Source organism: Emergencia sp. 1XD21-10 (genome assembly GCF_009936045.1).
Taxonomy (GTDB): Bacteria; Bacillota; Clostridia; order Peptostreptococcales; family Anaerovoracaceae; genus Senimuribacter; species Senimuribacter intestinalis.
On record NZ_QWEQ01000015.1, the window covers coordinates 77,027 to 96,575 of the forward strand.

A 19,549-nucleotide genomic window follows, 5' to 3' on the forward strand; every position below is an offset into this window, starting at 1 on the left:
AAATTATAGCCAAAATGAGCCTTCGACACTTTGGAAATCCGTCTTCTTAATAAGCAATCCTGAAATAGTCCAAGTATGCTTTATATTTGTCCTGCGCGTTCAGACAGGTATCAGTCAAATAACTCTTTTCATTGTTCCATTCTTTCAATCCTCGGTAATAGAACATCTTCAGATTATCCTCTATGATGAATGGAACAATATCATATTTCAGGCATTCTTTGAACATAATCAATCTGCCTACACGACCGTTGCCGTCTTGGAACGGATGGATTCGCTCAAACTTCACATGGAAATCCAGAATATCTTCAAAAGTCTTTTCTTCCTTGGCATTGTATTCTGCCAGCAACGCTTTCATCTTATCGGCAACTTCTTCCGGAAGGGCGGTATCCATGCCGCCAACCTCATTCGGAAGCTTCTTGTAGTCGCCAATTGCAAACCAATCTTTTCTGGAATCACTGGTTCCATTCTTCAGGATTAGATGAAGTTCCTTAATTAACTTCTCAGTTAGTGTCGTTTTTGCGTTCTCAATAATCATGTCAATACAGCGAAAATGATTTGCTGTTTCAATAACATCGTCAACATTGAGAACTTCATTTTCCACACCGATCGTATTGGTTTCAAAAATATATCGGGTCTGATCGTGAGTCAGACGACTACCTTCGATGTGGTTTGAGTTGTATGTCAAATCAATCTGCGTCTTATGATAAATACCACCAGAGTATTTGCTTGCTTTCTGCTCTTTCAGAATATCCAACAGAGTAATCGGTTCCTCTTTTCTCTTGTTGGCACGCTCTGGTTTTCCTGCATTTTCGGGAATATTCCAAGTCTTGCCGGTAAGAAAGGCTCCATTCACACGTCCTTGGGCGCAATAGTTTCTAACACTACGCTCTGACACATCCCATTTTTTTGCTATCTCAGTAACCGAAAGGTATCGCATCTGCTATCCTCCGTCATAAATCAAATCAAAGAACTACACTAATCTACTGTATAGTATATCATATTATCGGCAAAAACATCAACATATTTTCGGCAAAACTATTATATTTTTGCCGCCACAGGAAGTTTGGTTTTGTCGCTTACCCATCACACTAAATTACAGAAAAGTGTGATTCACTGCCCATAGCGATAACTCTACGTATGTACCTATAATAAACCACCGGTACAGCCGATGGTTTTCGTTCTACAAAGAAACAGGAAATCTTTTCTTGATTTCCTGTCTTGGTGTGCCGTTCCATGTAGCGGCGGTTATTCAGTTTCCATACAAGCCGGATTTTATTTGCCCCAGTGTTGTTCCTTTTCGCAATTACAACAAGTAATTATTTTCCCGGTTTGCAATCTGCAAACCAACTAATTTGTAGGTTGCATATCCTCCCATAACCAGCGGCTCTGCTTTGCAAATTTCTTCTGCTTCTTCACGGCTCTCTGTTTTTAGGATATACATACCTGCCATTCCCGGATAACCTTTAAAGACACCGCAGATTTCCAGTTTTCCCTCATCGTCCAACCGTCTTATGTTCTCAACGTGTTCCATAACTACCTGTTTTGTCATTTTATTATAGGTCTTGCTTTTCTCAATCATCATCATGTACATCAATTTTTCCATACGATTTTCTCCTTTACATTCTATGGGGATTCACTGAGGGTATTATATTATATTTATCCGGCAATAGCAATCTGTCTGTCATTTTCCGGAAGCAAACTTATAGCCCACGCCTATAACGGTCTTTATGCAGGTAGTTCTCCGGCTCTCCGCTGGTCGCCCAGACAATCATTTCATAAGGCAAAAGATTAGGATTTCTCATGCGAAAGCACCTCCATTTCTTTATGCAGGAGTTGTAAAGTCCTATGGATTTGATACCCGGTCGTACTCCGGCGGCGTCCGTACATTTCCCCGATTTCCCGCTGTGTGTAATGCCTGAAAAAGTAAAGGAAAATGATTTCCCGTTTTTTCTCCGGCAGAGCTAACAGGGCGGCGGCAAGTTTTCCGTTGGTGAGGATAACTGTCTGACCGCATATCGTAATGGGGTATTCTTCATAGGGTGCTTCAAAATATTCGTCCGTTGTGCCTAAAGGGTAAAACTTTTTTCTGTGAGGTATTCAAGGGATATTTCTTTTTTCGCCGTCTGCTCCTGTCACGCCATGCGTTGATAGCGGCATAGCGAATGACAACTTTGCAAAAGCCATTGAAAGTATACATAATATGCCCTTTGTATGCTTCTATACAAGTCATAAATGATTCCCCCTTTCTTCCACATAGGGGGGGGTACATGACTTTGTTTTGTGCCATATTGCATTTGGAACATGGATAGTTTATCATAGAATAGTGACAAGAGCTGTCACCATTCGGAAAGGAGTTCAAAAATGTCAAAAGCAGAACGGCTTATTGAAATGATGATAACAATAAATGCAAAAAAAGATTTTACTGTAGGCGAATTGGCAAATGAATTTTCCGTAAAAAATATATGAATTGCATCAGCATTATTGCAGTTTGGAAACAAGTATGAATGAATGATAGGGATTCCGTTGTCGTCGGCATTGTGGGAATAGTGTGGTGCTGGCAATCTATCTCTTGTTTTTGATTTCTTGCTTCTTTACCGTGCATGAGCATTTTTCAAGATAGATAATTTTGCAAAGAAACAGGAATAGCCAGCCCGAAAAAATTTACGGACTGGCTGTACCAGCAAAGTAATATTATTGTTGAATTGTGTGAAATATAGTTATAAAATAATCCATTTTCCTTTTTGACTAGAACCTTCTCTTTTTATAATTCCAGATTTTTTCGATTCCACGTCCCCATGCCTCAATAAAACCAGCTCTGAAAAATATATTTGCAATCAACGGATTATATGTTCTTGACCCGAAGCCTCTCTTGTATGGTTATTCTTTCAGAATCATCAAGTAACGATCCAGTCTTGCATTCACATAACCTGCAAACAGCTTTTCCATTGTACCAAGATTATGCTTTACATGGTATTCATCAAACGCATTGTAATAAGAAATGCGATCTGCAAACTTAATGTCAATCGGCGGATATCCGGCTTTCATCAATTCCAAATTCACAAGCAGCCTTCCAGTTCTGCCGTTTCCGTCAATAAAAGGGTGAATCCCCTCAAACTCGATATGAAATCGTGCGAGCCTGCTAATAATATGTTCGCTACTATTTCTATAAGCCTGCAGCAACTGTTCCATCTCAGACTGGATCAAATATGGCTGTACCGGCTCATGTTTCGTGCCCATAATCCTGACGGGGATTTTTCTGTAAACCCCTCGATCCTGTGGTTTATCTGCCAACACAAGATAATGAATCTGCTTGATGATACGCTCCGATAAAGGCGCCTGTTCCTTTACCAGATCCTGCACAAAACCAAACGCCTCTTTATGCCCGACTGCCTCCATATGGTCTTTTAACGGCTTCCTGTCAATCGTCAACCCACGCAAAACCATGTCTGTCTCACGCAGGGTCAGCGTATTTCCCTCAATTGCATTAGAGTTATAGGTATACTCAATAATGAATTCCTCAGTCAAACGTTCCAGTTCTCCCTCTGTCAGTGGGCGTCTGGAATCTAATTCCATTTTCTTCCTGTCTATGACCGTCAGCAAACTTTCTGTTGCCTTAAAACGCCCATCCTCTGGCTTTTTCGCCTCTGCCGGAATCATCCAACTACGCCCTTCACGGGTAACACCTAAGATCTTCCCTTCTGCGCAAAGTATACGCACTCGTCTATCAGAAATCCCCCACTTTTCTGCCGCCTGCTTTACCGTCATATACATAAAGATTGTACCTCTCTTCCGAAAATAGTATATCCTATTTTCGGAATAATATCAACTTGAAAGGAATAATGTTTTATCGTATTCGGAATAATAAAAACATCCTAATCTGATTAACTCCATGTCCACGGCACAAGCACACCTTCCTTAAAATTCCAAATCAAGTACCCCCCTACTTGGTCCGTATTCATTTTCACTTCAAAGTGTTCGCAAAGCACCAGATACCCTGCATATTTTTTTGATGATACCCACACTTGTCTTTTCAATCCCCTCCCAGCTCTTCTGGCAAATTAAATTCATAGATCAGAAAACTACACATGCCGTGTTCTTCCATTTCTTTCAAAGTGTTTACCGCATTATCTGCCGACAAATCTTCCGTTCTACATCTATCTGATTCTAACTCGGTCAGATAAGCTTCAATCGATATCTTTTTCTTCACTACATTTTGAAGAATTTCCGGATCCCATTGACAGGATATCGCAATGGCTCCAAGTATCGCTTCAAAAATATCCGCCTTCGCTTTCTCCTGTGCATCTATCCGATTATCCATATCACATCTTCCTACAAATTGGAGCACCTAATCTCTTTCAACCTTTTTTCGATTTCCATAATATGCCCAGATAAATCTGCTATTTTAATTTTATCATATAATTCAAATGTAAAATGCATCTCAAAGTATTCTCCCCTTTGAGAAATTGAAAAACTATCTGCAACAGATAAAATTGCATTAAAGTCTGTCAACCCTTGAACTCTATCGATGTCTAACATAAGATTATTTCCAATGTAAATTAGTCCTGCATAGCAGGTATCCTCACATGTATTCATTTTAACACATCCACCCTGTATTTCTGCAATATTGCAAAGTGCTGGATATAATATATCTATAAAATTATCCCACTTCTGTTTATTTTTTCTTCTTTTATACTGTGATTCCCTCGTTTCCACCAATAGCTTTACCAAGTCAAAGTATTCCCTTTGCTCATTTGTCAGAGGCGTTTTCTCCTCTTTTTCAAAAACTAATCTGTCCCATTGATATTCTTCAATGTAATTCATTTCTTTTTTCATACTGCAACTCCCTATTAAGCAAAATTAAACTAATGAAGAATGGCTTATCTAAAGCTTTACTATATTTAGGCATGGATACTAGAAATTCCTCGGTTTAGTATATTTACAGGGACTATTTTGGCATTACATTAACCTATAATAATTAGTACAGTCACAGGGATTGGTGGAAGTACAAATGCAACTAAACAAAGCTATAAGCGAACGTCTATTGGAACTACTTGCAGAACGTAATATGACGCAGTATCAACTTTTTACTAAAAGTGGCGTACCTAAATCCACAATAGGAAATGTGGTTAATTGTTCTTACACATCTGTAAAATTACGTATCATCCACGAGATGTGTCAAGGGCTTGGTATTACATTATGCGATTTTTTTCACTCATCGTTATTCGATGATGAAAATCTTGAGCCCTAAACCTCAAATCAATATGTCAAGTTTAGAATATCATTCTCTTCTTTAAGTATACCATGAAACGCTCAACTAGTACAGCTACAGGTTCTATCTTTTTTAAAATTCCACTTATAATTATGATTGCAAGGTGGTGATATATATGCAACTGAACGAAGCGATAAGCCAAAGGTTATTGGAATTGCTTACTGAACGCAATATGACACAATATCAGCTTTATATTAAAAGCGGCATCCCTAAATCAACAATAAGCAATGTGATTCATTGTTCTTATCCATCCGTAAAACTGCGTATCATTCATGAAATGTGCCAAGGACTTGATATTGCGTTGTATGACTTCTTTAAATCGCCATTATTTAATAATGAAAATCTTGAACCCTAAAAGCCAATATGTCTCTTAACAGCATATTGGCTTTTCATTTCAATTCTTTCGGGCAAAAGACTCCCGGTCTCCATTACGCTTCCCATTGACTCTTTTAATATATTGTTTTTCTTTTAAATGAAATGCCCTTTTCGCCGTTCTATTCCTTTAACCTGCGATAATAGAACAGCTTTTTCTTGCAAAGACATCTACTAATCGTTTAAAGGCGCTGGACGGTCAGATAGGCCTTTTGACAGACCTGTGCCTGCTCTCTCGTAAGGAATTTCTTTTCTCCTAAGCAGTTCACAGGCATAACGCCCATCAGGGAATTGGTCACGAAGCATTCCTCCATCTTCGAGACATCCTCCTCCCTTATCACACACTCTGTCACCGGGAAGCGCTCCAAAATGAAGCGGCGCAGGATTCCCGGAAGAAGACCGCAAAAGACAGGCGGCGTATAAAGCCTGCCCTCCCGGACAAAGAAAATATTCGTTGTGGTTCCCTCACAAATCTCTCCTCGGCTGTTTCGAAAAATCAGCTCGTCCGCACCCAAGGACGCTGCCCTGCGCTTCTCCATGATGCAGTCGCCGTAGTTCATGGTCTTGTGGCGCACAAGGGGTGAGGTCTCGTTCCGGTATACGCTGCTGTATACCAGTCGAAAGCCTCTCCTTCGCTTCTCGGGTGTGTAGGGATTTTCGCGCATGGTAAAAAGGCTGTTTTTCTCGGATACCATGATTTTTAGAGCGCCGTGATCCAAAAAAGCCTGCGCCCCTTCTCCCTCTTTTATAGAAGTAAGGTAGTCCTGAACCTCCCCCTCGGTGATACTCCTAGAAATTCCCAGTTCCTTTAGAGAGACCCCGAGCCGTTCCAGATGCCAGTCGAGAAAAACCGGCCGCCCACACTCCAGCGCTACAGTCTCAAAGACCCCCAGCCCGAATTGATACCCCTCATCCAATGTAATCTGCATAGCTGCTCCTTCCTACTTCGTATTCGTACCGTTAAAATCCGCCCCTGCGCCCAGCTTTGCCACCTCGACCCCTGGGACGTCTGCAGCAATCTCCTGCTCCCCAACGTTCAGCGCCTCAAGAAGGGCTCTGGCCTTTTGAAGCGTCTCCTCATACTCAAATTCCGGCTCCGATTCACAGGTGATTCCGCCGCCTACGCCCAGGTAATAGATGCCGTCCTGACAGAGGGCTGTCCGGATCACAATGTTGAAATCGCAGTCCCCGTCCAGGGAGAGATAACCCATAGAGCCCGTATAGAGGTTCCGCCCACTGTGCTCCAACTCATCGATAATCTCCATGGCCCGCAGCTTCGGTGCTCCGGTAATGGAACCTCCCGGAAAAGCGGCCTCCAGCAGATCCATGACCGTCATCTCCGGTCCAAGCTCCCCAACGATATTGGAAATCAGATGAAAGACCGTGGCGTACTCCTCCACTGCAAAGAGCTCCGTCACCCGCACGCTGCCTGGAACACAGACTCGGTTCAGGTCGTTGCGCTCCAGATCCACAATCATCAAAAGCTCGCTCTTGTCCTTCTTTGACTGCTCCAGTTCCCTTCGAAGGAACGCATCCTCCTTCGGCGTACTGCCCCGTTTTCTCGTGCCCTTGATCGGCCGCGTCTCAACCCGACCGCCTCGCACCTGCAGAAAACGCTCCGGGGAGGCGCACACCACCTGAAAGCTTCCATAGTTGAAATAGCCCCCAAACGGTGAGGGATTGTTCCTGCGCAGCTTCCGGAACATCTCATAGGGCGGCACCGGACTTGTAATGCGAAGCTGCTGCGTCATGTTGGCTATGTAGATGTCCCCCTCTATGATATACTCGATCATGCGCTGAACAGCGGTCAGATAGGCTTCCTTTGTAAAGTTTGCGCAAATCTCTCCCGGCTCTCCCTGCCCGGCAGAGCTGTCTGCGACCAACATGCCGGGCGCATTTTTGCTGAAGCTCTTCATCGCAAAGACCTCGTCCGCCGCCTGCCCTGCTGCCTGCCGCACAAGTCCCAGGAGCTCCTCCAACTCCTCATCACAGTCCCGCCCATGACCGTTGGAGATTAGGAACAATTTCTTCTGCCTCTTATCCTCTATCACAAAGCTGTCGTAGAAGATGAGGATAGAGTCGGGAATCTTCGCCTCCGCTCTGTGCCGTGTCCTCACACCCTCCTTTTCTCTTCCGTATTCATAGGAAAAATAGCCCACGGCCCCGGAGGCCAGCGGAAGGCCTGTACGGTTTTCCTCCCTGTGCTTCCGCAGATACATCTTGACATAGTCCTCAAAGCTTTCCTCCAAGACCTCGCCATTTACCGTAAATTTCTCCGCCTTTACCAGCTTTAGGTAAGGGTGAAGCCCGATGATCGAATAGCGCCCCAGATCATTTTCCAGGGAGGAATCGAGAAACACGCTGTCCTCCCAATCCTGCACCAGAGAAAATATCCGCTCCATATCAGGGTATTGCTCAAGCTCATGTATCAGCTGCATCAAAATTTCTCCCTTCCGTAGCCGTTCTCCCAGCTCAACGCTTCCGCAAAGTGTGCCTCCCCGGACCAGCCCAAGGGCTGGCTCGGCTCCGGACGCCATATTCCCTGCTCATACCGTCTGCATATGCCGCAGAAATTCCCCAAAAGCTCCCGACCGTGCTGGGTCAGCACAGCCTCCGGGTGAAACTGTACCCCGTAAATCGGCATAGTCCTGTGCGCAAGGCCCATGACGACCCCGTCCGCGCTTCTGGCCGTCACCCGCAGGCAGGCAGGAAACCGCTTCTCCGACACCACGAGGGAATGATAACGTGTCACCTCATACTCGGCGGGCAGCCCTGCAAACAACCCCGTTCCGTCATTGCAAAGCTTCGTGATTTTCCCATGCATGGGACGTTCCCCCTTGCATACATTTGCCCCGTAGACCTGACCCAGAACCTGGTGTCCCAAGCATACGCCGAGTATCGGAATCTGGTTCTGAAATTCCCTAAGAACACTTTTAGCCTCCACGGCGTCAGAGGGTCGTTTCGGGCCCGGGGAGAGGATAATCCCCTCCGGGCGAAGCCTACGTATCTCAGCCAGACTTACTGCGTCCGCCCGCCGCACCAGCACCTCCTGCCCCAGCTCCCTCATATAGGCGGACAGATTATAGACAAAAGAATCGTAGTTATCGACCATAAAATACATAAAAAAAGACCCACCTCGCTTTCTGTTGGATTCACAGTCGTTTATCCTAAAGCAAAATTAGGTCCGTAACCTGTATACACCGTATTATATAGAAAAAGAAATTGAATGTCAAAAGGTTTTAGTTCAGCCGCAGACTTATACGGAAGTTTGACATCCTTATCGATGTAGAAATCTAGCTGCCTTGTCATAATATCCGCCTGTACAATAGTCTTTAAATCATGCAGGGTCTCCGGAAGAGAGTTCTCCTTTTGTTGAGGAATGTAGTTTTCACGTCTTCTGCCAGCTATCGTATTGTAACGGGAAGAACCACCAGCACAATTCCGCCCCTATGATAAGCCCTATGGTTTATTTCTTCTGTTTACTTAATCGCATCGTGTTCTGCCCTCTGTGGTTTAATCCTGCTTCTGAACCTTTTTCTATAAAACGCTCATTTATATGTCGCATTCAATGCTGATATTTCTCAGCATGCTACATTAGCATTACGCAATAATTATTTTTCCGCAATCGCTTCAATTTCACAAAGAACGCCTTTTGGGAGCGCTTTCACTGCAACACAACTTCTTGCCGGGCACGATGTAAAATGGGCAGCATACACCTCGTTAAATGCAGCAAAGTCTTCCATATCCGCAAGAAAACAGGTTGTTTTTATCACCTTATCCATGCTGCTTCCCGCTTCGTTTAGAATTGCTCTACCCATGCTTTCAGCTCTGACTCAGACAATTTGCCATTCAGCATTTTTCCCGGAAGAAGTACTGCCCCCGGACAGCTGTCCACAAGGTTCTCGTTAGTTTTACCCATACCGCTGCCACCCGAAGTCGCAAAAGGCACGATGGTTTTACCGGAAAAATCATAGCTTTCCAAAAATGTATTGATGATAGTCGGGGCAATGTACCACCAAATTGGATAACCCACAAACACCACATCATATTGTTCTATATCTAATGCTGCGCCTGCCAATCCGCCCTCATCTAAGATAGATCGAATCCAAAAGCCCCTTTCCTGTTTCCGTCTTTGCGACTTTTCCTTTGAATGCCTCAATCTGCGCCCTTGACATCTGCGCTTCCGATGCATTGACCAGAAAGTCCGCTTCTACCAATATCTGATAGTCCTGTCCATCTATCCCTGAAAAGGTGTGATGGTGCGATACAAGATAAATTACCCGCTCTAGCACCTCTTCAGCCAAATTAAACTCAAAAAGAAACGGTCTAAGCAGCGCCTCGCTTTCCGCCTCCTGGTGTTTTCCATCGGTATTACCATACTTTTCCCGGCAGAGTGGGCAGGCAATATCGTGAACAATTGCAGCCATCTCCAAAATATCCTGCGTCTTCTCATCCAGACCCTCCAGCTTGCCAATCATCCCTGCATAACTGAGCACCTTTAAGAAATGTTCGACATCATGCACACTCCCTTCATAAAAATCTGTCATCTTTTGTATCATTTGTGCTTTTTTCATAAATTATCTCCCCATTGCATTTTGTATTTTATTTTACCGAAAATGACCTTTTTACAAAGATAAAACTTACAGCCAAAACTGTAAAGAATACCAAGCTAAAAATTAACGTATGAAACATTCCACTGGGATAAGGCGCAATCCAACCCTGTTTAAAAACAAGTATCGATATATAGCCTGTCACCATAGAAACTGGCATTAAAGCAATTCCAACTATATTAAGCCAGTTAATATAAAACGATGCTTTTTCCATTGACAATAATCTCCCAATAAAATATCCAGCAATTCCCACCGTTTGAATAATCATTGAACCCCAAACAACTTCCATCGTTTGTTCAGCGTACCACCCGCCAAATGCGCAAAATAACCCAATAGCAATAAAAGCTGTTGATGAGATATAAAGTATCTTACTTGCAATCTCTTTGCTTTTTTGTTCTTCACTCTTTATTGGTTCAACGCCTTTTAGAATGTAATCTGTTGTTACTTCAAAAAAGTCACTCATTATAATTATTTTTTCTAAGTCGGGTGTACTTTGTTCACTTTCCCATTTAGAAACAGCCTGCCTTGAGACACCGACTTTATCAGCAAGTTCTTCCTGTGATATTCCCTTTGTTTTTCTTAAATATTGTATTCTGTCTGCCATATTCATTATCAGCACTTCCTTTCATAGTGTGATTATAGCAATATTATCAGTTGCATGACTACCATTTAGGCATGGAAATGTGTCAACTGGCAGTTGCAAAAGTGTGGGGGAGGACTCCAACTTAATAGAAATCCTCATTCAAATTCCAGTTTATCTATTCAATCCTCTATAAACCCTGTATTTTCAAGGCAAATCGCCTATTAAATGTTCAAACCTTATGTATTTTCCCTTGTTTTTGCCCTTATGAGCCGAAACAAGGGAAATTTTTATTCTCCGCCGATTACCTTATCCAGCAGTCTTGCGGAAGTACGCTTTGCTTCCCTTGTAGCGTGAGCGTAAATGTTCATTGTGGTACTGACATCAGCGTGTCCGAGAAGTTCCTGCACATCTTTAGGTGCTGCACCGTTTGAAAGCAGATTGCTTGTATAGGTGTGTCTGAGCATATGGAAGTGGAAATCCTCCAATCCCTCCACCTTTTTTCTCGCTGTCCTGCACATAATCCCCACCGTACTCGGTGCTTCAAATGCCCCGTCAGGTCTAAGGCAGACAAAGGATAATTCCTTGTACCCCTCTGGGACTTCTTCCGACCTCGGCAGACTGTAAACCTCATAGTAGATGCGGTCTTTTTCTTTGACCTCAAAATAGTAATTAAGGCTGTACAGTTCCCCGTATCGGAAACGGTTTTTGTGCTGTTCTGTTTTCGCAGTTTTCAGGATTGCGGCAAGCGTATCGCAAAAGTCCACGGTGCGGATTTTTTTACGCTTTGTTGCCCCTATTTCTGTTTTGTGCCTTGCCCCGTTGTAACGCATACTGCGGCGTACTGTCAGATATTGTTCTTCAAGGTTGATGTCCTGCCAAGTCAGACCACAGACCTCTCCAATACGCAAGCCTGTATAATAGGCTATCTGTATAGGAAGGAGTGCAGGGTTGTTTTTCTTTTTCAGGAAGTCCTCTAACCTCTGATACTGTTCGTAGCTGAGCGTTGGTGTGGAAGTTGTTTCCCCATCCTCGTCCGAGAACAGTTCATATTCTTCTTTCTTTCCCCGCCATACCACATACTGCATCGGGTTAAAGGTTATCAGCCTTTTCGGGAATACCGCAAAACGGAACGCCCCTTGTAAAACTGCCGAAAACAATCGGAGATACCCTTTGCTGAGTGCCTTTGCGGTTGTGCCGTCAGGATTTGTACCGCCAAAGCTGAGAAAGTCTATATACGCCTGTAAATGGTCGGCGGTTACGGTTTTCAGCTTTCGGTTTCCTATCGGGTGCTGTTTGATACGGTTGACCGTTCCCTGATAGGACATTACCGTTCCATTGCTGAGACTGCCGGGTTTCAGTTCTTCCTCCACCCACAGATCGAGCAGCATACCAACCGTGATGTTTTCAGACTTCGCAACGAATTTCTTTTCCTCATAGTCAGCGATTGCTTTTCTGAGCAGGGCTTCTGTTTCAGACTTGCTTTCTGTTCCCACAAACTCTTTCTGTGCTTTTCTGCCGCTTTCATCTTCGATATAGAAGCGTGCGTACCACTTTTTACCTTTTTTTCTTACAGAACCTTTTGCCATAGATAAATTTCCCCTTTCTATCCGTGGCAATCGGGACTGTGACATATGGTGTGCATAAAGTAATAAGGTTACTTATGCCGATGAGTGTCAGTCATCGTTTTCACTTGTCAAAGAGCCACGGAATTTTTCTTTTTCAGCAACCCTTTCTTCGGCTGCTGTCGCTATCCCGAACAGGTCGCCCATCTTTACAGCGGTGCGTCCCTCATCGTAGATATGTAAAATCCCGTCTAAAAACTGCTTCATATCCTCGATAGGAAGTTCCATTTCTTTACGGTAAACTCTTTCTATAATCGCCCCTGACTCAATCGCATAGCGGCGTAAGGACTGCTTTAAGCCCTCGTCCTCCGCTACACGGTCAACCTCAGCCATAGCGTCTGCAAAGTGATAGGTCATAACCGTATAGAGGTCAATCATCTTTCCGAGGAATGTGGTGAGCAGCTGTTGGTGCGGTTCTCCCTTTACCACGGAAGAAACAGTATCAAGATAATTTTTGATATGTTCCTCCATATCCTTTGCACATAAAGTGCGGCTGTCGTATTCCTTATCTTCGGAAAGTCCTGTCAGCCATTCGGGAGTGGTCAGGAGTGCTTCTGCCAGCCCGTTGATAATCATTGTACGCTTCGGGTCTACTCCGTCCGCTTCATATCTCTGAATGGTAGATTTGTTTACCCCGACACGCTTGCCAAGTTCGGGCATAGTTAAGTTTAATTCTGTTCGGCGTTCTTTCACTCGTTCACCGACCTGTTTTGCGGTGAATGTAATTTCTTTTTTCAAGGTTTTCACCTCCTATTGCTGATAGTATAGCACAGAAAAACCTATTTTGCAACCATAAATTTAATAATAGACAAAAATATTCCTTAATAGGTTGCAAAACAAGTTGACAAGAGATAGCAAAATAAGTATAATTACAGATACGTAGTTGCAAAATGCGTACTTTGAAAGGAGGTTGATAAAATGAGCGACATCAAAATGGGTTTAACCATAGAAGAAGCCGCAGAATGTACGGGTATCGGAAGAAATACAATGCGTAAGTTGGTAGACTGGGGCAAACTTCCCGTCCTCAAAGTCGGCAGAAAAACGATTATCCGCAGGGATACTTTAGAGCGATTTATGAGCGTCAATCAGGGAAGAAACCTGCTGAATGAAAACGATGTCCGCAAAGTAGAATAACCGTTCTCCAAGCCCTCGGCGTTTGAGAGCGAAATACACCCCTCGCACAAATCTTCGATTTGTACTCTGGGTATTTCGCCCTTGCAGGGGGCTATGTATCACAGCTTCGGACAAAGCACCGCCGCTATGATACAGAAGAAAACAGCCCGCTGTTTTCTTCGCTGTCCGTCTGCTTACGCCGCCGAAACAGCGGCAACCGATTTCTCGGTTGCAAAAAGAGTATGCCCGTCACGGGAGGAAGGAGTATATGGCAAGACACAGTTTTATACAGATGTCAAAGCTACCCAATGTCAAGGGAAGAATATCCTATATCACAAGCCACGCAAGACAGGAAAACCTCTATGCCACCTACCGCACCGCCGACAATGAATTTTGGAGTAACCTTGCAAGGGAAAGCCAGCAGGAATTTAAGCGAAGCGGTACAGAGGGCAAATGTATTGAAGCAAGGGAATTGATTATCGCCCTGCCCGAAGTATATACAAGATACGAGCCGCAGGAAGTCCTTGAAGATTTTACGGAGGAGTTCCGCAGGCGGTATGGTGTGGAGTGCGTGTCAGCCCTCCACCACAACAAACGCAAGACAAACTATCATATCCACCTTATCTTCAGCGAAAGAAAGCTGCTTCCTGAACCTGACATCAAGATAGCCACACGCAGCGTGTTCTATGACGAAACGGGCAAAAGGGTACGCACCAAGAAAGAAATCACAGGGGAGGACGGGCAGATACGAAAAGGCTGCACTGTCATAAAAAAGGGAGAAATTTATGAAAGCCACCTTTTTACCGTGAAAGATGATAAATTCAAAAGCGAGCCTTTTCTTCGGGAGGTAAAAGAGATTTACACTGACCTTATCAATCGGCATATCTCCGATCCTGAGCAGCAGTTAAAGGTATTTGATAAGAACAGCGTTTATCTTCCCACCAAGAAAATCGGCAAGAACAATCCCAAAGCCGCCGAGATTGAAACGGATAATGCCGCAAGGCAGGAATGGAACAGGACAGCGGATATGGCACTCATATCGGGTATTTCCGAAGCAAAAATTTTAGAAGTCAAGCAGACCGAGATACACGAAAAAGCAAGCCAGTCTATCAAAAGCAAGGGTTGGCTGCCCAATCTGTTCCGTGGGATTGTGACAAAGGCAAAAGATTTTCTTCAAAACCTTATTCGAGAAAAAGATATGCCGCCCAAGCCTACACTTGATATTGATATGGCAGAGTTCCGCCATATGAGAAACCTGATGATAAAAGTACAGGATAAGGCGGTAAAAATCAAAAACTTGCAGGATAAAGTTCTGCCGCAGTTGAAACAGCAGCTTGCCGATACAAAGGGGCTTTTCAAAGGCAAAGAACGAAAAGCGTTAGAGGTAAAAATCAAAGAAACCGAAGCAGAGATTGCCGACAGGTTGGATAAAATTCCTGATACACTCAAAGCGGACGGTTATCCCGATGTACAAGTTTTTATGAGGACTTTCCGAGAAATGGAAAGCGTTGTAGAACAGTACAACCGTGACCTTGCCGAGTGGGAATACCAAGTCAGCAGGAAACCGACAGTCGCCGCCAAAGAACAGCACAGACCGCCCGAAAAGCAGAGCGTGTTAAAACATCTACGAGAGATACAGGAACGCAACAAGCAGCAACCGCCGCAAAGACAGCGTAAAAAATCCATTGACAGAGATAGCCGATAAAAGAAAACACCGTTAGCAGCCTGCTGACGGTGTCTACATAGAAAAAACAATGCTATTAAGTTACTTTTGCTCAATATCTATTTCCTTTATTAGTTCATGCAATTCTGGACTGTCTTTTAAGAACTCGGTTTCTTCATCTGCGTTAATTGACTGAATAATAGCTTTTTGAAGTTTTGGTCCAAATGATTTATCAATTTCTTTTGTTTGGATGTGTCGATATAATGGCGATTTGTTAATATCCCATTTTTTTGTGAGTGATTTTAACATAGGCAATAGTATCTTCAAAAATTTAATCCTGTTTTTTGTGGCTTCATAAAGCTGAGAATGTGCAACATAGGAATTATATTCCCACAAATCAAATACTTGAGCCGCCTGCTTATCAACATCAGCGATATACTCAGCATCGTCCATTCGTTCTTCTTTAAGTGCAATCTCCATTAAAGTCATTAACGCTGCGTGAATTTCATTTGTGGCAGATAATAGTTTTTCCTCTATCAGTTTCGCTGCCTTTTCTAAATCTCCTTGTGCAATATATATATTTGCCTGAGCCTGTTCTCTGTCCACAGGACTTTTCTTGGGGAGTGTATTGAGTATTTCCTGCGCTTGCTCATAATCTTGTTTTCCCATCAATTTAGAAATTAGACACGCTTGTGCTTGCTCTCTGATAGTTGCATCTTCACTTTGTGCTGCACGATAGTATAAAGATTCAATTTTTTCTCGATACATTTCATTTGACTTGTTTTTGCTACCATGAAGCATCAAGGCACCGTCTAACAGCATGGCTAAATTGCTCACCAGTAAATCGCAAGTAGGATATTCTTTTAACTTTTCAGTGGCAAGCAAATATCCTGCTTCAAAACCGTTTTTATCCATCGTTTCAGAAACTTCATTCATAAACAGTGCAACTTCTTTTTCTGACAAATCATCTTGAAAAGATAATAGCGTATTCAGGTCTGTATCGAGAAGTCGGGCAAGTGCTGGCAATAAAATTATATCGGGATATGAAGTTCCTTTTTCCCACTTATTTACAGCAGGTGCAGAAACCCCAAGGTAATTCGCAATCTGTTCTTGCGTAAAACCTTTCGCTAAGCGTCGCTCACGAATTATTTCATTGATTTTCATAATGCTATCTCCTTTACGAATTAACTTTTTCGTACCTATATTGTAGCATTAAATACTTATATTTTCTATTTACCACTTATTAACTTTCGAGAAGAAATATTAACCGGTAATTAAGTTCTTATCATTCAAGCGGTGTTTCTGTTTGAGGAACAGAAACACCGCTATGATCTTATTGATAAATAATTTCGCTATTTACAACTTCCATTGCACGGTTGTGAATGTTATTCATCAACTGCACCCACAACATTTGATTTTCGGCTTTGAGCTGTTCTGTCACTTTCTCTTTTGTAGCCATTTTCTTAACCAACCGACAAAACATATTTTCAACTTGTTCGTTGATGTCAGCAAGATAACTGTTCAAATTGCCACTTGTGAGCAACGAAATATAAACTGTCCGTTTATGTTCCTGTAAATAGCGTTTGTGTCGCTGTCCCCATAAGCCGATAGGCTTGTATTCTTTTTCGGTTGGTAAAGTAAGACAAGGAATATAATAATCTCCTTGTAGTTCATACCAAAGACCATTGCTTTCATCATAAATGTACTTATCCATTAAAAAATCCTCCGTTTTAATATATTCGCACATACATCACATTTCCCCGATTGCCACACTCTGTTATATCTTGTTATGAGATTTTCTTGCCCTTGATTTTGCCCTTATAAGCAATCAGGGAAAGAATAAACTTGTGTGAAATCATATAAAGGGATAAGGCGAACACATTGCGATAAATCCTTTATTTTCAAGGCTTTTGGAGGATTTTATTAACGCCCTATGAGTGGCAGTAACCACTTATAAAATCATAGTTTTCAAATTCCAGTTTATCTTTATGCACATTATATCATGATACCCCAATATCGTCATTTCTTTTCTGCTTATCCTGACTAGATGCCAAAAGAAAAACGTGTAGAGAACAATATCTCTACACGCATATATTAAACAGTCCGCGCTGATTGCAGTGTGCAACAATCCAGCCATAGATATCCACTTTCATGCCTACCTTTCGACAGCAACCTACGCTACGTAGATTCCTGACGTTTGCCGTGTATTAATCTGCCGTTAGTCGCCAACAGCTAAGCTATCACCAAAGTACGCAGCAATTTCTTTCATGCGTTCACTCTGACCTACGCCGAAAGGACAGCTTTTGTCGCAGTGGCCGCAAGCGGTACACTGTCCGGCTTTCTTTTCCAGATTTGCATAATGATCGGCTGCCAGGCTATCGCCAACTTTTGCCAGATCGTAATACTTGTTAATCAGACCTACATCAAGTCCCGCCGGACACGGCTGACAATGGTTGCAATACACGCATACACCTTTCACCTCAGCCGGCGTTAAAGACGAAATCATAGAATAGTCTTTTTCCGATGGCGAAGCATCATAGAAACTCAAAATCCGCTGAAGCTCCGCCTTATTCATGATACCCGGAAGCACTGTCAGCACGCCAGGCTTATCCAGCGCGTACTGCAAGCATTGAATTTCCGTCATCGCCTTGCCAAAAGGAGAAGTTTTTTCCGAAAGCAGCTGCCCGGCAGAGAATACTTTCATCACCGAAATCCCGACATCCTCTTTCTCGCAGCGTTTATAAAGTTCCATTCGCTCATCAGAGGCGCCGACCGCATACTCGCCGTGACAGTAGTCATAGCCCGCATTGATGCTGAACATGAGCATATCCACAAGACCCGTATCAAGTCCCAGCGCCGCTACAGAAGGCGTATGGGAAGACATACCGATATGACGCACCACGCCCTGCTGCTTCAATGCTTCTATGTATGCCAGAACGCCGTTATCGAGGTATTTGTTCCACTCCTCTTCCGTATCCAAACAGTGAATAAAACCGTAGTCAATATAATCTGTGTTCAGCTTAGAAAGCTGCCAGTCGATATTTTTCTTCACAGAATCCAGCGCTAAATTTTTCCCATAAACACCGGTGCTGAACTCCGTGCCAAAGTGAATCTGATAGAATACATTCTTTCTGGCATCACCGAAAGCCTTGTCATAATAGTCAAAACAAGCGCTTTCTGCCGCCGCGAAGTCATAAAAGTTAATACCTGCTTCATAAGCCATCTGCAGGGTCTCCACGCCCTCTTTTTCTGTCGCAGGGGTCAGATGCGCGCCCATTCCAATCTCACTTACTCTATCGCCTGTCCGGCGGTTTACACGATATTCCATAACAACCTCCTGTCGGTTTCATTCCAGTTCAAACTTAACTGTTCTCAGTATAACACACCTCGCCAGTCATGTCTAATACTTATGCAGTATGTCAATTCATAATCAAAACGTATGGAGATTATCACAGGCACAAAAATTCGGCTAAAATGCATCTAACTTTTATTTTAGCCGAAACCTTCTACCTCATACCTTATTCAAAATTCCTGTCAAACCGCTTCGCAAGTCTTTCTCCCGTCCGCAAACTTGCGTCGTAACTTTCTATCATAGCAGCAGTCAGAGGTACTGCCTCTTCAAAGAGTTCCCGAAGTTGCCGATTTGTCTCCTCACAAGCCGGATTATCCTTCCTCTGGTTCATCAGACCTTTCAACTGCCCGTAATGGCCCGAAATCTTCATTGCGCCATTGATGATGCCCTGCTTCAAAATCCCCGGCGCCGTGAGCAGTCTCTTTACTTTCTGCAAATCTGCCAGCGAATCCGCCACAATTTTCTCGCTAATACCATCATAAAAAGGCGCTATGGATGCGGCAGTTTCGCCATCGCGCGGCACCAGTTCAGCCGCCGAAAATGCTACCGGCTTTTTACCGTCCTCTCGGAGCAGAAATTTTTCAAATTCCTCTTCAATTTCAAGATGCTCAACGCCTGTCTCAAGGACCATGGAGTTGACATAGCTATGACATTGACTATCCAGCATAAAATGACAGATAAAACCCAGCAAGTAGGCATATTCTCTGCTGTCTACACCCCTTCTCTCCACAACAGAAAGGCCGTGTTCAAAGAACGGCAGCACAGACCGTTTATGAAGCTGATGTCCATAGGTTACAACTCTGTTCTTCCTGTAAGGCTTATAGAAGAAAAACAGATCCGGTCCCTGCAGTCCAATATCAAACTGTACCCTGTATTTCTCTGCAACTTCCCGCAAATCCTCCCTCAAACAGATGAGAACTTCTTTCCCAAAGCGGTGATGCGCATAAAATCCCGGCATAATCTCT

General features: G+C 43.4%; 21 protein-coding genes and 3 pseudogenes. 4 read left to right on the forward strand and 20 right to left on the reverse strand.

Features of this window, described 5'->3' with window-relative positions; translation table 11 throughout:
* Positions 1-46 precede the first annotated feature (46 nt).
* The 7 genes and pseudogenes from D1151_RS10585 to D1151_RS10610 form a co-directional block, all read right to left on the reverse strand.
* On the reverse strand, positions 47-937 hold the full coding sequence (locus tag D1151_RS10585) for a Fic family protein (RefSeq protein WP_161908883.1): 891 nt from the start codon (positions 935-937) through the stop codon (positions 47-49).
* Between the two features lie 366 nt (positions 938-1,303).
* Complete coding sequence (locus tag D1151_RS10590; protein WP_160200841.1) at positions 1,304-1,603, reverse strand: YciI family protein; 300 nt, start codon at positions 1,601-1,603, stop codon at positions 1,304-1,306.
* A 185-nt stretch (positions 1,604-1,788) separates the two neighbouring features.
* Positions 1,789-2,230 (reverse strand): annotated as a pseudogene (locus D1151_RS10595) (RNA polymerase sigma factor).
* Between the two features lie 515 nt (positions 2,231-2,745).
* Positions 2,746-2,844, reverse strand: a pseudogene (locus D1151_RS17175) (hypothetical protein); the annotation flags it as partial.
* Positions 2,845-2,877: 33 nt separating this feature from the next.
* Positions 2,878-3,771 (reverse strand): DNA-binding protein, encoded by an 894-nt coding sequence (locus D1151_RS10600; protein ID WP_161908884.1) that lies wholly within the window; start codon positions 3,769-3,771, stop codon positions 2,878-2,880.
* A gap of 259 nt (positions 3,772-4,030) precedes the next feature.
* A complete protein-coding gene (locus D1151_RS10605; protein WP_161908885.1) occupies positions 4,031-4,318 on the reverse strand; it encodes a ribonuclease III domain-containing protein in 288 nt (95 codons plus the stop codon).
* Positions 4,319-4,329: 11 nt separating this feature from the next.
* Entirely contained in the window at positions 4,330-4,833 is a 504-nt protein-coding gene (locus D1151_RS10610; RefSeq protein WP_161908886.1) for a hypothetical protein, read from the reverse strand.
* 175 nt (positions 4,834-5,008) lie between these two features.
* Between D1151_RS10610 and D1151_RS10615 the strand changes: the two genes are divergently transcribed.
* Both D1151_RS10615 and D1151_RS10620 read left to right on the forward strand, forming a co-directional pair.
* Complete coding sequence (locus tag D1151_RS10615) at positions 5,009-5,248, forward strand: helix-turn-helix transcriptional regulator (RefSeq protein WP_160200837.1); 240 nt, start codon at positions 5,009-5,011, stop codon at positions 5,246-5,248.
* Between the two features lie 136 nt (positions 5,249-5,384).
* On the forward strand, positions 5,385-5,624 hold the full coding sequence (locus tag D1151_RS10620; protein WP_160200836.1) for a helix-turn-helix transcriptional regulator: 240 nt from the start codon (positions 5,385-5,387) through the stop codon (positions 5,622-5,624).
* 199 nt (positions 5,625-5,823) lie between these two features.
* On the opposite strand, the gene D1151_RS10625 is transcribed toward D1151_RS10620, so the two are convergent.
* From D1151_RS10625 to D1151_RS10665, 9 genes and pseudogenes are all read right to left on the reverse strand, one after another.
* Positions 5,824-6,570 (reverse strand): aminotransferase class IV, encoded by a 747-nt coding sequence (locus tag D1151_RS10625; RefSeq protein ID WP_161908887.1) that lies wholly within the window; start codon positions 6,568-6,570, stop codon positions 5,824-5,826.
* A gap of 12 nt (positions 6,571-6,582) precedes the next feature.
* Positions 6,583-8,079 (reverse strand): aminodeoxychorismate synthase component I, encoded by a 1,497-nt coding sequence (gene pabB, locus D1151_RS10630; protein WP_160200834.1) that lies wholly within the window; start codon positions 8,077-8,079, stop codon positions 6,583-6,585.
* Entirely contained in the window at positions 8,079-8,762 is a 684-nt protein-coding gene (locus D1151_RS10635; protein ID WP_161908888.1) for an aminodeoxychorismate/anthranilate synthase component II, read from the reverse strand. The genes pabB and D1151_RS10635 overlap by 1 nt, the downstream gene beginning before the upstream one ends.
* A gap of 490 nt (positions 8,763-9,252) precedes the next feature.
* A pseudogene (locus tag D1151_RS10640) lies at positions 9,253-9,450 on the reverse strand (Rid family hydrolase); the annotation flags it as partial.
* Complete coding sequence (locus D1151_RS10645) at positions 9,441-9,833, reverse strand: flavodoxin (protein WP_161908890.1); 393 nt, start codon at positions 9,831-9,833, stop codon at positions 9,441-9,443. The gene D1151_RS10645 and the pseudogene D1151_RS10640, both read right to left, overlap by 10 nt.
* Positions 9,727-10,215, reverse strand: coding sequence for an HD domain-containing protein (locus D1151_RS10650; protein WP_161908891.1), 489 nt, complete (start codon positions 10,213-10,215; stop codon positions 9,727-9,729). The genes D1151_RS10645 and D1151_RS10650 overlap by 107 nt, the downstream gene beginning before the upstream one ends.
* Positions 10,216-10,243: 28 nt before the next feature.
* Positions 10,244-10,861, reverse strand: a complete 618-nt coding sequence (locus tag D1151_RS10655; RefSeq protein WP_161908892.1) for a helix-turn-helix domain-containing protein — start codon at positions 10,859-10,861, stop codon at positions 10,244-10,246.
* A gap of 260 nt (positions 10,862-11,121) precedes the next feature.
* Positions 11,122-12,420, reverse strand: a complete 1,299-nt coding sequence (locus D1151_RS10660; RefSeq protein WP_161908893.1) for a site-specific integrase — start codon at positions 12,418-12,420, stop codon at positions 11,122-11,124.
* A gap of 87 nt (positions 12,421-12,507) precedes the next feature.
* Complete coding sequence (locus tag D1151_RS10665; protein ID WP_161908894.1) at positions 12,508-13,194, reverse strand: helix-turn-helix domain-containing protein; 687 nt, start codon at positions 13,192-13,194, stop codon at positions 12,508-12,510.
* Positions 13,195-13,374: 180 nt separating this feature from the next.
* On the opposite strand from D1151_RS10665, the gene D1151_RS10670 reads away from it, so the two are divergent.
* Both D1151_RS10670 and D1151_RS10675 read left to right on the forward strand, forming a co-directional pair.
* On the forward strand, positions 13,375-13,590 hold the full coding sequence (locus D1151_RS10670; RefSeq protein ID WP_161908895.1) for a helix-turn-helix domain-containing protein: 216 nt from the start codon (positions 13,375-13,377) through the stop codon (positions 13,588-13,590).
* Between the two features lie 247 nt (positions 13,591-13,837).
* On the forward strand, positions 13,838-15,274 hold the full coding sequence (locus tag D1151_RS10675) for a MobA/MobL family protein (RefSeq protein ID WP_161908896.1): 1,437 nt from the start codon (positions 13,838-13,840) through the stop codon (positions 15,272-15,274).
* Positions 15,275-15,334: 60 nt separating this feature from the next.
* On the opposite strand, the gene D1151_RS10680 is transcribed toward D1151_RS10675, so the two are convergent.
* The 4 genes from D1151_RS10680 to D1151_RS10695 all read right to left on the reverse strand — a co-directional run bounded on the left by D1151_RS10680 (position 15,335) and on the right by D1151_RS10695 (position 19,542).
* Positions 15,335-16,396, reverse strand: a complete 1,062-nt coding sequence (locus D1151_RS10680) for a helix-turn-helix domain-containing protein (RefSeq protein WP_161908897.1) — start codon at positions 16,394-16,396, stop codon at positions 15,335-15,337.
* A 169-nt stretch (positions 16,397-16,565) separates the two neighbouring features.
* Positions 16,566-16,946, reverse strand: a complete 381-nt coding sequence (locus D1151_RS10685) for a TnpV protein (protein WP_161908898.1) — start codon at positions 16,944-16,946, stop codon at positions 16,566-16,568.
* A 504-nt stretch (positions 16,947-17,450) separates the two neighbouring features.
* A complete protein-coding gene (locus tag D1151_RS10690) occupies positions 17,451-18,560 on the reverse strand; it encodes an aldo/keto reductase (protein ID WP_161908899.1) in 1,110 nt (369 codons plus the stop codon).
* Positions 18,561-18,750: 190 nt separating this feature from the next.
* Positions 18,751-19,542: a zinc dependent phospholipase C family protein gene (locus D1151_RS10695; protein ID WP_161908900.1), complete on the reverse strand. Its 792-nt coding sequence runs from the start codon at positions 19,540-19,542 to the stop codon at positions 18,751-18,753.
* Between the last annotated feature and the right edge of the window lie 7 nt (positions 19,543-19,549).